Below are 14,836 nucleotides of genomic sequence, written 5' to 3'. Positions count from 1 at the left end.
CGGCGGGAGGATCTGCCCGAGCAGGGCCCCTGGTGGTGCGCTACCGTGCGTCCATGACTGCGACCACACCAGATCCGTACCAGCTCGCGCGCGATGCCGCCGCCGCGATCGCCGAGGCCAGCGGCACCCCTGCGCATGATGTCGCGCTCGTGCTCGGCTCCGGCTGGGCGGGGGCGGCGGATCTGCTGGGCGAGACCGTCTGGCAGGCCGATGCGACGACTATTCCCGGCTTCCGTCCTCCGGCGGTGGCCGGGCATGTGGGCACTCTGCGCTCGGTGCGCGTGGAGGGTTCGGGGGCACGGGCCCTCGTGCTCGGCGCCCGCACCCATTTCTATGAGGGCGCGGGCGTGGATGCCGTCGTCCATGGGGTGCGCACCGCGGCCGCAACCGGTGCCCGCACACTGGTGCTCACCAACGGCTGCGGCGGGGTGAACCCCGCGTGGGGGCCCGGCACCCCGGTGCTGATCCGCGACCACATCAACCTCACCGGGGCGACACCGCTGGTGGGCGCGAACTTCGTGGATCTCACCGACGTGTACACTCCGGCGCTGCGTGAGATCGCCCGGGAGGTCGATCCCGAGCTTGCCGAGGGCGTGTACGTGCAGTTCTCCGGACCGGCCTACGAAACGCCTGCGGAGGTGCAGATGGCGAAGGTGATCGGTGGGGATCTGGTGGGCATGTCCACGGCGCTCGAGGCGATCGCAGCCCGCGAGGCAGGACTGGATGTGCTGGGGATCTCGCTGGTCACCAACCATGCGGCGGGCATCAGTGGGGAGGCGCTCTCCCACCAGGAGGTCCTCGAGGCAGGCCGGGCCGCGGCCCCGCGGATCTCGCGCCTGCTCGCCCAGACGGTGCAGCGCCTCACCGGCGCCGCAGCAGACCAGACCCCGACGTCCCTGAAGCACGAGGAGGAGCAGGCATGAGCACCCCGGAGCTGTCTTTCGATCCGGCGCTGCGTGAGCGCATCGAGGCGTGGATCGCCGCGGACCCCTCCCCCGCTGACCGGGCCGCTGCGACCGAGTTGCTTTCCCGCGCGGATTCCGGGCACGCCGAAGCTCGGGCGGAGCTGTCCGATGCGTTCACCGGTGATCTCACCTTCGGCACTGCGGGGCTGCGCGGTCGTATGGCTCCGGGCCCGAACCGTATGAACCTCGCCGTGGTCTCTCGCGCCGCGAAGGGGCTCGCAGACCACCTCACGGGTGATCTGGGGCTCGAGGCGCCGCGCGTGGTGATCGGCTTCGATGCCCGGCATCATTCGGAGCAGTTCGCCCGAGCATCAGCCGCGATCATGACGGCGGCCGGCTGCCAGGTGCTGCTCATGGAGCGGTTCTGCCCCACCCCGCTGGTGGCGTTCGCGGTGCGGCATCTGGAGGCCGATGCGGGCGTGGTGGTCACCGCGAGCCACAACCCGCCCGCGGACAACGGCTACAAGGTCTACCTCGGTGGCCGGGCCGCGACGCCCGAGGGACAGGGCGTGCAGATCGTCCCGCCCGCGGATGCGCAGATCGCCGCGCGCATCGACGCGGCGGGCCCCGCCCGGGAGATTCCCGCGGCGGAGGACGGCTGGGAGCTGCTGGGCGAGCAGCTGCGCGAGCACTACCTCGAGCGGATCTGCGCGCTCGTGGACCCGGCAGCGCCGAAGGATGTGCGGATCGTGCATACGGCAATGCACGGGGTGGGCACCGAGACGGCGCTGGCGGCCCTGCACCGAGCGGGGTTCCCCGAGGTGCATCCGGTGGCGAAGCAGGCCGATCCGGACCCGGACTTCCCCACCGTCGCGTTCCCGAACCCGGAGGAGCCCGGGGCGATCGACCTTGCCCTTGAGCTCGCCCGCACACTCGAGGCCGATGTGGTGATCGCCAACGATCCTGACGCGGACCGCTGCGCCGCTGCGGTGCTGGACCCGCACCTGGGCGACTGGCGCATGCTCACCGGTGATGAGCTGGGAGTGCTGCTGGGCGATCACCTCACGCGCACGCGGGGCCTCACCGGCACGCTCGCCCGCTCGGTGGTCTCCAGCCGCTGGCTGGATCAGGTGGCGCATGCTGCGGGAGCCGAGGCAACCACGACGCTGACCGGGTTCAAGTGGATCGCCCGTGCCCCCGGCATCGTGTTCGGGTATGAGGAGGCGATCGGCTACTGCGTGCTGCCTGAGGTGGTGCGGGACAAGGATGGGCTCTCGGCGGGGCTGATGGTCGCGGAGATGGCGGCGGCGGTGAAGGCGGAGGGCACCACGCTGGTGGGGCGCTTGGATGAGCTGGCGCGCCGCGATGGCCTGCACTCCACCGCGCAGCTGTCGATCCGGGTGGAGGACCTGTCACTGATCGGACAGATGATGGCGACGCTGCGCTCCGCCCCACCACAGCAGCTGCTGGGCAGTGAGGTCACCGAGGTGCAGGACCTCTCCGCGGGATCGGTGGAGAGCACGGGCCTGCCACCCACCGAGGGGATGCTGCTGCGCAGCGCCGAGGACACCCGTGTGGTGGTGCGGCCCTCCGGGACAGAGCCCAAGCTCAAGTGCTATCTCGAGCTGGTCACGCCCGTCCCCGCGGAGGCGGCAGAGGCGGAGCTCACGGCGCTGCGGGCGCGGGCCGATGAGCGCCTGGCGGCGCTGAAGGACGAGCTGCGCATCGCGCTCGGGCAGGGCTGAGGCGAACGGTCCCAGAGGAAAGGACGACGGGCCCGTACCGGGGGCAGGATCCCCCGGGGCGGGCCCGTCGGGCTGTCTCGCACAGGCGGTGCGGGGCTCAGTACCCGCTGCCGGTGCCCCCCTCGAGGACCGCCCGCGAGGAGGAGAGCCCCAGCCGGTTCGCACCGGCCGCCACCATCGCCTCCGCGGCCTCGCGGGTGCGGATTCCGCCGGAGGCCTTCACCCCCAGGCGGTCGCCGACGGTCTCGCGCATCAGACGCACCGCGTGCTCGGAGGCACCGCCAGCCGGGTGGAAACCGGTCGAGGTCTTCACGAAGTCAGCACCCGCGGCCTCCGCGGCCCGGCACGAGCCCACGATCTGCTCATCGGTGAGCGCCGCGGATTCGATGATGACCTTCAGCACCACCGGGGCCGGGGCGGCCTCGCGCACCGCGCGGATATCCGCCTCAACGGCGTCGAAGTCCCCGGCCACGGCGAGGCCGACGTTGATGACCATGTCCACTTCGTCAGCGCCCTTGGCCACAGAATCCTGTGCCTCAGCGGCCTTGATCTGCGAGGCATGCTGCCCGGAGGGGAAGCCGCACACGGTGGCGACCTTCACGGTGGTCTGCACCGGCAGCATCGAGGGTGAGACGCACACCGAGTAGGTGCCCAGCTCCTCCGCCTCGCGCAGGAGAGCGGTGACGTCCTCCGCGGTGGATTCGGGCTTGAGCAGGGTGTGGTCGATGAGGGCGGCAAGCTGCGCGCGATCCAGAGATGTCATAGGCCTGATCTTCCCACCCCCGGAGGCGCTCCGCCAGCTCACACCACTTTGACGCTCACACAGCCTTGACGCTCACACCAGATCGCAGCGGTCACGTCGGGGGCGGTGCGCAGTCTGCCCGCGGCCGGGCCACGGAACGTCACCCGCCGCGTCGACACTAGACTGATCCCCCATGACCACCCCGAATCCCCCGGCCCGCCGGGTTGTGCTGCTGGCCGGCCCGTCGGGCAGTGGGAAGGGTGAAGTGACGCGCCGCTCGGGCCTGCCGGCGCTCGCGCTGGATGACTTCTACCGCGAGGGTGATGACCCGGCGCTCCCCCGCCGCTTCGGCATCGCCGACTGGGATGATCCGGCCTCCTGGGATGCGCAGGCGGCGCTGACGGCCCTCGAAACCCTGTGCCGCCGTGGCCGCGTCACCGTCCCCACCTATTCAATCTCCCTCTCCGCCCGCACCGGGCAGACACGGCTGGACATCGGGGATGCGCCGCTGGTGATCGCCGAAGGGATCTTCGCCGCGGAACTGATCCGGCCGCTCGCCGCCGCGGGGCTGCTGGCCGATGGGATCGTGCTGGACCGCCCCGGTCCGCTCGTCTTCGCGATGCGCCTGGTGCGAGATCTGCGGCAGTCCCGCAAACCGGTGCCGGTGCTACTGCGCCGCGGCTGGGGGCTGCTGGGCGATCAGCGGGCGGATATGCGCGCCTGGGTCAGGGCGGGCCTGCGGCCGCTGGGGCTGCATCGGGCGGTGCGAGAGCTGCGCCGCCTCGCGCTCATCGCCGCCGCCGACGGGCGGGTACACCAGCTCACCGCCCCGGCGGCGCACCGGGGGCAGGTGGGGAGCATCGGACGTAGCCGACGGGGCTGAGCCCCGTCGGCCGGTCGGTGCTCAGGCGATGCGATCCAGGACGATGCGTCGCTCGGGCATCGCGGTGCCGCGCGGGGCGAGGGTCCAGGAGCCCTCGAGCGCGGCGAGGGAGCGTTCCATGCGTCCGGGCGTATCCGTGTGCAGGCGCGCGAGGACCTCACCGGCGCGCACCTCCTCGCCCAGGTGCTTCACGATCTCCACGCCGGCGGCGGCCTGCACAGCCTCCCCGGGGCGGGAGCGCCCGGCGCCGAGCCTCCAAGCGGCGACCCCCACGCCCATGGCGTCCAGGCCGGTGACCACGCCGTCCTCGCGCGCGCGCAGCTCCTCGACATGCTGGGCCGTCGGCAGCGGGGCATCCACGTCCCCGCCCTGCGCAGTGATCATGGCGCGCCAGGTGTCCATCGCGCGGCCATCGGCGAGCGCGGCCTCCACGTCGGCGTCCTGAACCCCGGCGGCCTCGAGCATCTCGCGGGCCAGGGCGCAGGTCAGCTCGACCACGTCGGCCGGGCCTCCACCGGCCAGGACCTCGAGGGACTCACGGACCTCGAGGGCGTTGCCGGCGGTGCGGCCCAGCGGCGCGCTCATATCCGTCAGCAGCGCGACGGTGCGCACCCCCGCGTCGGTGCCCAGATCCACCATGGTGCGGGCCAGCTGCCGGGCATCCTGCTCGTCCTTCATGAAGGCACCGGCCCCGGTCTTGACGTCCAGGGTGAGGGCGGCGGTGCCCTCGGCGATCTTCTTGGACATGATCGAGGAGGCGATCAGCGGGATCGCCTCGACGGTGCCGGTGATGTCCCGCAGGGCGTAGAGCTTCTTGTCGGCGGGGGCGAGGCCGGAGCCGGCCGCGCAGATCACCGCTCCCACCTCGTCCAGCTGCTGCATCAGCTCAGGATTGGAGAGATCCGCGCGCCAGCCGGGGATGGCCTCGAGCTTGTCGAGGGTGCCGCCGGTGTGGCCGAGGCCCCGCCCGGACAGCTGCGGGACGGCCACGCCGAAGCTCGCCACGAGCGGCGCAAGCGGCAGGGTGATCTTGTCCCCCACCCCGCCGGTGGAGTGCTTATCGGTGGTGGGCTTGGCGAGGGAGCCGAAGTCCATGCGCTCGCCACTGGCGATCATCGCCGCGGTCCAGCGGGCGATCTCGCGGCGCTCCATGCCGTTGAGGAAGATCGCCATGGCCAGCGCCGCCATCTGCTGCTCGGCAACCACGCCGCGGGTGTAGGCGTCGACCACCCAGTCGATCTGCTCATCGCTCAACGCCCGTCCATCGCGCTTGGCGTGGATGACGTCCACGGCATCGTGCGGTTCGACGGTCTCCGGGGCGGGGGTGGTGTCAGTCATGGGGTCCTTCCAGTGACGAGGTCAGATCGGGCCGGATTGGGCCGGAACGGGCTGGATTGGGCTGGAACGCGACAGACGGCCCGGCGTGCACACGGGGCGTCGACCTTGGCCGTCGCAGCGGGTCTGCGCAGCGTACGCCGTCAGCGGGCGAGGTCGTCAGGGCCGAAGGCCTGCGGCAGCACAGCGCTCATCGGCTGCGGGCCTTCCGGGGTGAGGAGCGTGAAGTCATCGGCGGCATGTTCGGACAGCAGCTGGCGGCAGCGACCGCAGGGCATCACCACGGGGCGCTCCCAGGGCTCAAGGTCCTCCCGGCCGCCCACGCACACGGCGCGCAGCAGGCGGCCGCCGCCGCTCGCGATGAGCTCGGAGATCATCCCGCACTCGGCGCACAGGGTGACGCCGAACCCGGCGTTCTCCACGTTGCAGCCGCGCACCACCTGCCCGCTCTCGGTCAGTCCCGCGGCGCCCACGTGGAAGCGCGAGTAGGGGGCGTGCGCCATCACCGCGATCTCCCGTGCGAGCTGCACGAGGACCATGAACTCAGGCTCCTCCGTGGGGTCGTAGTCCTCACCGAGGTCGGGCGGCAGGGGTGTGCTCATATCCAGATGCTCCCACGGGAAGGGCGCGGCGCGGGCTCGATCCGCGCCGCGGGGGTCACTGCTTGGTGTAAGGGATGCCGTCGGCGGCGGGCACCCGCACGCGGCCCACCACGCCCGCCACGGCGAACAGCGCCACCACGTACGGGAGCATGAGCAGGAAGTCACCGGGGATCGCCACGCCGCCCTCCTGGGAGACCATGGTGCCCAGCCGCAGCTGCAGCGAGTCGGCGAAGGCGAAGGTCAGCGCGGCCAGCAGCGCCCCGATGGGGTGGTAGCGGCCCAGGATCATGGCGGCGAGCGCGATGTAGCCCTTGCCGGCGGACATCTCCTCACCGAAGGCCACGCCGGTGCCGATGGTCAGGGTCGCCCCGCCCAGCCCGGCCACAGCGGAGCCCAGCAGGACGTTCTTCCAGCGGGTGGGGTTCACGGCGATGCCGACGGTGTCCGCGGCCCGCGGATGCTCGCCGACGGCGCGGACGCGCAGGCCCCAGCGGGTGCGGAACAGCGCGATGGTCAGCACCGCGACGATGATCCACATGAGATACACCAGGACGTTCTGCTCGAACAGGACACGGCCGATGACGGGGATGTCCGCGAGCACGGGGATCCGCAGGGTGGGCAGGCGCATCGGCCGGTTGTAGGTGCCCGGATCCTGCGTCATCACGGTGCCGAAGAAGAACGACGTCAGGCCGATCGCGAAGACGTTCAGGACCACGCCGACGATGATCTGCTGGACCTGGTAACCGACGGCGAACAGTGCCAGCAGCGCACCCATGAACAGGGCGACCAGGGGCGCGGCGAGAAGGCCGACCCACACGCTGCCGGTGAGGGAGGCGACCAGCGCCGCGCCGAAGGCCCCGAACAGCAGCTGGCCCTCGATCGCGATGTTGATGACCCCGGCCCGCTCGGACAGCACCCCGGACAGGGATCCGAAGGCCAAGGGGACGGCCAGCACGATGGTGCCCTGCAGCAGGGTGGTCACGTCGAGAGTCCGCTCGGAGATCACCCAGGTCATGAAGGACAGCACCCAGGCCACGGCGAACAGAGCGATGAGGCTGGTACGGAGCTTCCCGCCGGGACGGGGCCGGGTGGCGTGCAGGAACCACACGCCGCCCGCGGCCAGCAGGGCGATGATCGCGAGGATCGTGGCGCCGGGCATCGAGGGCAGCTGCACCCGCTCGGGGATGATGCCCAGCGGGTTCAGGTCACCCTCGCGCGCCAGGACGTACACGGAGTCCGCGCCGGGGATGCCGCGCAGGCCGAAGAACACGAGTGCCAGCAGCGCCATGACGGTCAGTACGGTCGGCATGCGCCACCAGCTGCCGGGGCGGGTGTCCTCCTTGCGCCGGGTGACGGTGGAGTCATCGGTGACGATCACAGGTGCGGCGCTCATCGGCCCTCCTCCTGCTGCGGATCGACGGGGTCGGACGGGCTGCACGGGTCTGCGGGGTCCGGGTCACCCGGTGGGTCGGCTCGGTGCGACGGGCCATGTTCCCGGGCGGTGTCATCGTCCGCGGTCGTGTCGTCGGTCTCGTCGGAGGTGATGGCGACGGAGCCGCCCGCGGCGTTCGTCGCGGCCGCGGGCTCGTCCCCGCGGCGACGCCGTCCGCGCCCTCCCGCCTGCGGATTGTCGACGCGGCGCAGGCCGATCAGGGTGCGCACGAGCGGTGGGGCGGCGATGAACAGCACCACGAGCACCTGGATCACCTGCACCAGATCCAGGGGCACGCCCTGGCTGGTCTCCATCAGCCGGCCACCCGTGGACAGCCCGGCGAACAGCAGACCGGCCAGCACGATGCCGATGGGGCCGGAGCGGCCCAGCAGTGCCACGGTGATGGCGTCGAAGCCGATGTTTCCGGCGATGCCCTCGGTCAGGCGTCGCTCCGTGCCCAGCACATGCACTGCCCCGGCGAGGCCCACGAGGGCCCCCGCGACGGCGAGGACGAGGAAGGCGGTGCGGGTGGGCGAGATGCCGGCCACCTGCGCGGCTCGCGGGTTGGAGCCGACGGCGCGGAAGTGAAAGCCCAGGGTGGAGCGGCTCATGAGCCACCACAGCAGTGCGACGGCGATCGCGACTACCAGCAGGCCGGCGTGGAGCCGGAAGCCGTCGCCCAGCAGCTTGGGCAGCAGCGCGGTCTCGCGCACCGCGAAGGAGGTGGGCTGGCCGGAGCTGGCGCCGGTGAACAGCTCGGTCTTGAGCGAGAAGAACAGCAGGTAGGTGGCGATCCAGTTCAGCATGATGGTGCTGATGACCTCGTTGGCGCCGAAGCGGGCCTTGAGGAAACCGGCGATTCCGCCCCACACGCCACCGGCCACCACGCCGGCGATCAGCGCGGCCAGCAGATGAACCCCCGTCGGCAGCGGCAGGGCGAAGCCCACGAAGGCCGCGGCCATGGTTCCGGCGATCAGCTGGCCGGTGCCGCCGATGTTGAACAGTCCCGCCCGGAAGCTCACGGCCATACCGGCGGCGGCGATGATCAGCGGGGTGGCGACGGTCAGGGTTTCGGTCAGCGGACGCAGTCCCGCACCGAGCGCCGGCAACAGCACATACATACCGCTGCCGCCGGCCTCGCGCACGGATTCGGCGGTGCGGGTAAAGGCCCGGTTGTCGAACAGGGCACCGCGCAGCAGGGCACCGTAGGCGCCGGTCACCGCCTCCCAGATGGCAGTCAGGGTGTCCCCGGGGCGGGCGAAGAAGTACGTGAGGGACTGGCGCACCTGCTCATTGGCGATGACGATCAGCACCGAGCCGATGAGGAAGGCGAACACGAAGCTCATCACCACGACCAGCAGATCGCTGCGGGCAATCCGCTGCAGGGTGCGGGCCAGTGAGGTCTCGGCCGTGTGCTCGGGCGGCGGCGGGCCGTCGGCGCCGCCGGAGCCGACGCCGGGCGCGCTGCCTGCGGCGGTGGTGGCCGCGACGGTGCTCATACGAGGTCTCCTTCGTCGGCGAGCTGCGAGTCGGTGGTGCGCACCCCGGAGGCCACGGCCTCGCGGGCCGCGTCGGCGGTGTATCCGGCCATCATCAGGCCCAGCACATCGCGGTCCTCGTCCCCGGGGACGATCCCGAGGATGCTGCCGCGGTACATCACGGCGATGCGGTCGGCGAGCTGGACCACCTCATCCAGCTCGGTGGACACGATGATCACGGGGGTGCCCTTGTCCCGTTCGGCGATGATCCGGCCGTGCAGGAATTCGATGGAGCCGACGTCCACACCGCGGGTGGGCTGGGAGGCCAGCAGCAGGGATAGGTCGCGGTTCAGGGCCCGGGCCATGACGACCTTCTGCTGGTTGCCACCGGAGAGGGTGGACACCGCGGCGGTGGAGTCGCCGGTGCGGATATCGAACTCGGGGATCAGGCGCTCCGCATTGCGGGCGATCTCCTTCAGCTTCATCGCCATGCGGCTGCCGAAGGGGGGTCGGTCATGCTGGTCCAGCACGAGATTCTCGGCTACGGAGAAATCGGCGATCAGAGCGTCGTGGGTACGGTCCTCGGGGACGAAACCCACCCCCAGGTCCAGCACCTGCTTGGTGCTGCGGCCCACCAGCTCGGTGCCCTCCAGGCGGGCGGAGCCGTGCACGTCGTCCTGCAGGCCCAGCAGCGCCTCGGTCAGCTCGGTCTGCCCATTGCCCTGCACCCCGGCGATGGCGAGCACCTCACCGTGGCGCACGTCGAAGGAGACACCGTCCAGAGTGCGGTTGCCAGCCGCATCGGTCACGCGCAGATCCGTCACCTCGAGGGCGACCTCCCCCGGATCGGCCGCCGCCTTGTCCTGCGAGAGGGAGACCTGGCGGCCCACCATGAGGCTCGCGAGCTCCGCCTGATCAGCGCTGGGGTCCGCCTGGGCGACGACCTTGCCGCGGCGGATCACCGTGATCCGGTCGGAGACAGCTTTGACCTCGCGCAGCTTGTGGGTGATGAACACGATCGAGGTGCCCTCGTCGCGCAGCTGGCGCATGATGTCCATCAGCTCATCGGTCTCGTGCGGGGTGAGCACAGCGGTGGGCTCATCGAGCACGAGCACTTCGGCCCGACGGCTCAGGGCCTTGATGATCTCCACGCGCTGCTGGGCACCCACCGGCAGGTCCTCGACCAGCGCATCGGGGTCAAGGTCGAAGCCGAAGCGGGCGGAGGTCTCGCGCACCAGGGCGCGGGCAGCGGCGAGGTCCAGCAGACCGCCGCTAGTGGGCTCATGCCCGAGGATCATGTTCTCGGCGACGGTGAACACCGGCACGAGCATGAAGTGCTGGTGGACCATGCCGATGCCCGCGGCCATCGCCTCTCCGGGATCAGAGAAGGTGACCGGCTTCCCGTCGATGACGATCTGTCCGCCGTCGGGGCGGTACAGCCCGTACAGCACGTTCATGAGGGTGGACTTGCCGGCGCCGTTCTCGCCCAGCAGGGAGTGGATCTCACCGGGTTCGATGACGAGATCGATCGCGTCGTTGGCCACGAAGGAGCCGAAGGTCTTCGTGATGCCGCGCAGTTCGAGCTTCACAGCACTCGCTTCCGTCGGGAGCGGCCGGGCCCAGTGCCGACCGGTGCGGGGATACGATACGCGGCCCCCGCCTCAGGGGCGGGGACCGCGTATGCGTCAGATATCAGCCCTTCTGGGGGGAGGCGTCGGACTCGACCGTGACCTCGCCGTCGATGATCTGCTGCTTGAGATCCTCGACCTCCTGGGCGAGCTCCGCGGGGACGTCGTCCTCGAACTCGTGGTACGGGGCCAGGCCCACGCCGCCGTTTTCGAGGGTGCCCACGTACGGCTCGGCACTGTAGTTGCCCTCCACGCCGGAGGTGATGACGTCCTCGACGCCCACGGCCATCTCCTTCATCACCGAGGTGATGATGAGCTTCTGCGCCTCCTCATCGGAGGAGTTGGTCTCGTAGCCATCGGCGTCCACCCAGATCACGTAGCGGCCATCGCCCTCCTTGGCGGAGGCGAGGGTGCCGGAGCCCACGGGACCGGCCACGGGCATGATGATGTCCGCGCCCTGGCTGTAGAACTCGTCGGAGAGCGCCTTGCCCTTGGAGACGTCCTCGAAGGTGCCGGCAAAGGAGCCGTCCTTGGTCTCCTTGTTCCAGCCCAGGACCTTCACGTCTTCGTCGTGCACCTCGTTGTAGTGCTTGACGCCGTCGACGTAGCCGTCCATGAAGATGGTGACGGTCGGGATGTTCACGCCGCCGTAGGTGGCCACGGTGCCGGTTTCGGTCATGCCCGCGGCGAGGTAGCCGGCCAGGAACGCGGCCTGGGCGGTGTCGAACTCGAGGGGCTTGACGTTGTCGAGCTCGATGGGGTTGCCATCGGCGTCCTGCGCGGTGGAGTCCACGATCGCGAAGTCGACGTCAGTGTTGGCGGTCGCGGCGTTGCCGGTGTCGGTGGCCAGCAGGAAACCGACCGTGATCACGAGGTCACAGCCTTCGTTGACCATGTTGTTGATGTTGGGGGCGAAGTCGGAGTTGGTGGTGGACTCCGCCGTCTGGGAGTCGATCTTGAGCTTCTCCTTCGCGGACATGAGGCCGTTGTAGGAGGACTCGTTGAAGGACTTGTCGTCCCAGCCGCCGGCATCGGAGACCATGCAGGCCTTGTAGTCGCTGCCGGCGCCGCCGGCGTCGCTGCCGCCGCCACCGCCGGCCGAGCCGCCCTCCTCGGGCGGGGTGCCGCAGGCGGCGAGGGTGAGGAGGCCCGCGCCGACGAGGGCGAGACCGCGAGTGATGCTCTTCATGGGGTTTCCTTCTGGTCGTCTGCGGGGCCGGGACCGCCGCCATCGGGGGGGTTCGGCAGCGACTGCGCTGTCGCTGTGCGTGAGGAACCATAGCGAGGCGCAGCAGAACCTGCTCGGACCCTCGGCCCCGGCGCCGTAACCGTTATGAAATCGACGCGGACGTGACGTGGCCGTGAACGCCGGTCGAACCATGGCGGCGCCGGGTGCTGAGCCGCTGAGGACTCGAGATGGCTCGTGGATCAGGCGGCGGGCAGGTCCCGGCGAATGCAGCCGCTCGCAAGCACCATCGCCCCGATCCCGATCGCACGCTCGTCGATCATGAGGTCCCCCATATGGAGGTCATAGGTGCGTCCCCCAGGGGTGCGGGTGCCCAGCCGTGCAAGAGCTCCGGGCACCTTCTCGAGGTACCAAGCGAAATCCTCGCCGCCGAGGGACTGGGCGGCTGGGTCGAGGTTCCCGCGTCCCAGTACGTCGCGGACCGCTTCGGAGAGCACCTCGACGCTGGCGGCGTCGTTGGACACCGGCGGCACCCCGCGGTCGTGGCTGACACGGGCTTCCACGCCCCAGGGGCGCACGAGGTCCGCCAGCACGCTCTCGAGCAGCTCCTCAGCCTGGTCCCAGGCGTCGTGGTCCAGGCAGCGCAGCGTGCCGTCGAGCACCCCCTGGGAGGGGATGGCGTTGAAGGCACTGCCGGCGTGGATGCTGCCCCAGGTGAGGTTCACGCCCGAGCGCGGGTCCATGCGGCGTGACAGCGCGGCCGGCAGCTGGGTGGCAATCGAGCCGACCGCGTAGACGAGATCCTGCGTGAGGTGGGGGCGGGAGGTGTGGCCGCCGGCGCCGCGCACCTGGATGCGCACCGGGTCGGTGGCGGAGGTGATGGGCCCGGATTTGAGGCCGATGTGGCCGACATCCACGCCGGGGTCGCAGTGCAGGGCGAGAATCGAATCCACGCCGTCCAGGACGTTCTGGCCGATGAGGTCCAGCGCACCGCAGGGGTGCATCTCCTCCGCGGGCTGGAAGATCAGCCGCACCCCGCGTCGCAGCGCCCCGGCGTCTGCGGCGCGGACCAGGGCGATGGCCGCCCCGAGCACGGCGCTCATGTGGACGTCATGCCCGCAGGAGTGGGAGACGCCCTCCACCTCAGAGCGGTAGGGCACGGTGGTCAGCTCGGGGATGCCGAGCGCGTCCATGTCCGCGCGCAGCGCAAGCTTGGGCAGCGTGGGGTCTTGGCCTTCGATATCGCACGTCAGCCCGGTGGAGCGCATGCGACGCGGGGTGAGGCCGAGCAGGTGCAGCTGCTCGACGATGAAGTCCGTGGTGGCGTGCTCCTGGTGAGACAGCTCGGGGTGGCGGTGCAGGTGGCGGCGCAGGTCGATGAGGTGCTCGCGCTGCTCGGCGATGGTGCGGGCGATCAGCCCCTCCGGGCCCAGCATGGCCTGCTGCGCTCCGTCGGGCTTCACACTCGGTACCTGTTCCACGGTCTCCACTGCGGTGCTTCCTGTTCTCGCGGCATCGGGGCCCTCTGACGGCACCCGCTGGCCGTGCACCGTCACGGCGGTGACCGCCGCGCCGTCATCAGCGCAGGTGGCCACGTCCCCGCTCCTCGAGGCGCGCGACGAGGGCAGCCAGCTCCTGGGCCCGGTCGTCGGCGAGCACCAGCAGGGCGTCCTCGGTGTCGACGATGCTGATGCCCTCCAGGCCCACCAGGGCCAGGGGACGATCCGGGGAACCGTACACCGTGGCGCGTGAGGAGACCGCATCGACCACGGCATTTCCCAGCACGTGGACATCGCTGTGCGCATCCCCGGTCTGCACCCCGGTGTCCGTCCGCTGCGTGGAGCCCTGCGTCCCGGTTCCTGCGCGCAGCTGGCGAGCGAGCGCCGCGAAGTCGCCGACGTCATCCCAGCCCAGGTCCGCGGGGACCACGGAGACTCGGCCAGCGGCGGCGAGCGGTTCGGCCAGGGCGTAGTCGATCGCGATCGCGGTGAGGGTGGGCCAGATCTGCTCGAGGCGCTCGGTCCAGGCCTCGGTGCCGTGGGCAGCGGCGAGCTCGCGGGCCCCGTGGGCGAGCGGCGGGATCTGTGCGGAGAGCTCATCCAGCAGCACGGTGGCGCGCACGACGAACATGCCCGCATTCCACAGGAAGCGCCCGGTGTCCAGGAAGGCCTGGGCGCGTGCACGGTCGGGCTTCTCGACGAAGCGGGTGACCGGCAGCACCACGGGGCCCGCACCGCCGCCCGGTCGCATCGTGGCATTCGGGGTATCAGCTGGGCTCTGCGCCGCGCTGGCCCCTAGCTCATCCCCCTGCATCTCCTCCCCCTGCACGTTCCCCGAGTCACCGGCCATCTCGATGTACCCGAAGGCGGTGGAGGGGCCAGTGGGCCGAATGCCGAGCGTGACCAACTGGCCCTCCTCCGCGGCAGCTCGGGCGGCGGTGACGGCGGCGGCGAGGGCATCGACGTCCTCGATGAGGTGGTCGGCGGCGAACGAGCCGATCACAGCGTCGGGAAACTCTCGCTCCACGAGCGCAGCGGCCAGTGCGATCGCGGGCATGGAGTTGCGTGGCGAGGGCTCGGCGACCACGCGGGCGCTGCTGTGGCTGGCCTCCGCGAGCTGGGTGCGGACCGCATCGGCGTGGGCGATGCCGGTGACCACGAGCGGTGGCGCATCGGCCAGCGGCGCCAGGCGGTCCAGGGTCTGCTGCAGCAGAGAACGCCCCGATCCCGTCAGGTCCAGCAGGAACTTGGGATGCGTACGGCGTGAGAGGGGCCATAGTCGAGTGCCGGAGCCGCCGGCGGGGATGATGGGCACGAACGGGGCGGGGACCATCGTCCCAGCATATCCGTCGCCCGCCGTGGTGCCGGGGCATCGGCCCCCGTCGGCCAAGACACGTGCTG

General features: G+C 70.9%; 12 protein-coding genes. 3 read left to right on the top strand and 9 right to left on the bottom strand.

The features are described from left to right. Nucleotides 1-53 precede the first annotated feature (53 nt). Nucleotides 54-923: a purine-nucleoside phosphorylase gene (locus CJ197_RS01645; protein ID WP_102235250.1), complete on the top strand. Its 870-nt coding sequence runs from the start codon at nt 54-56 to the stop codon at nt 921-923. Beyond that, nucleotides 920-2,650: a phospho-sugar mutase gene (locus CJ197_RS01640; RefSeq protein ID WP_102235036.1), complete on the top strand. Its 1,731-nt coding sequence runs from the start codon at nt 920-922 to the stop codon at nt 2,648-2,650. The genes CJ197_RS01645 and CJ197_RS01640 overlap by 4 nt, the downstream gene beginning before the upstream one ends. A gap of 97 nt (nt 2,651-2,747) precedes the next feature. On the opposite strand, the gene deoC is transcribed toward CJ197_RS01640, so the two are convergent. Next, on the bottom strand, nt 2,748-3,413 hold the full coding sequence (gene deoC, locus CJ197_RS01635) for a deoxyribose-phosphate aldolase (protein WP_102235035.1): 666 nt from the start codon (nt 3,411-3,413) through the stop codon (nt 2,748-2,750). Nucleotides 3,414-3,585: 172 nt separating this feature from the next. On the opposite strand from deoC, the gene CJ197_RS01630 reads away from it, so the two are divergent. Then, the gene (locus CJ197_RS01630; RefSeq protein ID WP_199173849.1) at nt 3,586-4,275 is read left to right on the top strand and encodes a uridine kinase; all 690 of its coding nucleotides are present in this window, start codon (nt 3,586-3,588) and stop codon (nt 4,273-4,275) included. A 21-nt stretch (nt 4,276-4,296) separates the two neighbouring features. On the opposite strand, the gene CJ197_RS01625 is transcribed toward CJ197_RS01630, so the two are convergent. The 8 genes from CJ197_RS01625 to CJ197_RS01590 all read right to left on the bottom strand — a co-directional run bounded on the left by CJ197_RS01625 (nt 4,297) and on the right by CJ197_RS01590 (nt 14,768). Then, the gene (locus CJ197_RS01625) at nt 4,297-5,613 is read right to left on the bottom strand and encodes a thymidine phosphorylase (RefSeq protein ID WP_102235034.1); all 1,317 of its coding nucleotides are present in this window, start codon (nt 5,611-5,613) and stop codon (nt 4,297-4,299) included. Between the two features lie 140 nt (nt 5,614-5,753). Continuing rightward, entirely contained in the window at nt 5,754-6,212 is a 459-nt protein-coding gene (locus CJ197_RS01620; RefSeq protein ID WP_102235033.1) for a cytidine deaminase, read from the bottom strand. A 55-nt stretch (nt 6,213-6,267) separates the two neighbouring features. After that, nucleotides 6,268-7,605: an ABC transporter permease gene (locus tag CJ197_RS01615; protein WP_102235032.1), complete on the bottom strand. Its 1,338-nt coding sequence runs from the start codon at nt 7,603-7,605 to the stop codon at nt 6,268-6,270. Next, a complete protein-coding gene (locus tag CJ197_RS01610) occupies nt 7,602-9,143 on the bottom strand; it encodes an ABC transporter permease (RefSeq protein WP_233190589.1) in 1,542 nt (513 codons plus the stop codon). The genes CJ197_RS01615 and CJ197_RS01610 overlap by 4 nt, the downstream gene beginning before the upstream one ends. Then, nucleotides 9,140-10,711, bottom strand: coding sequence for an ABC transporter ATP-binding protein (locus tag CJ197_RS01605; protein ID WP_102235031.1), 1,572 nt, complete (start codon nt 10,709-10,711; stop codon nt 9,140-9,142). The genes CJ197_RS01610 and CJ197_RS01605 overlap by 4 nt, the downstream gene beginning before the upstream one ends. 103 nt (nt 10,712-10,814) lie before the next feature. Next, on the bottom strand, nt 10,815-11,939 hold the full coding sequence (locus CJ197_RS01600) for a BMP family protein (RefSeq protein ID WP_102235030.1): 1,125 nt from the start codon (nt 11,937-11,939) through the stop codon (nt 10,815-10,817). A gap of 239 nt (nt 11,940-12,178) precedes the next feature. After that, the gene (locus tag CJ197_RS01595; protein WP_102235248.1) at nt 12,179-13,372 is read right to left on the bottom strand and encodes a M20 family metallopeptidase; all 1,194 of its coding nucleotides are present in this window, start codon (nt 13,370-13,372) and stop codon (nt 12,179-12,181) included. Between the two features lie 142 nt (nt 13,373-13,514). Then, the gene (locus tag CJ197_RS01590; RefSeq protein WP_102235029.1) at nt 13,515-14,768 is read right to left on the bottom strand and encodes a mannose-1-phosphate guanylyltransferase; all 1,254 of its coding nucleotides are present in this window, start codon (nt 14,766-14,768) and stop codon (nt 13,515-13,517) included. Nucleotides 14,769-14,836: the final 68 nt, after the last annotated feature.

It is taken from the genome of Brachybacterium sp. UMB0905, from assembly GCF_002871795.1.
Classification (GTDB): Bacteria; Actinomycetota; Actinomycetes; order Actinomycetales; family Dermabacteraceae; genus Brachybacterium.
The sequence above is the reverse complement of the archived record's forward strand: the minus strand, read 5'-3'. Positions and strand labels throughout refer to the sequence as shown.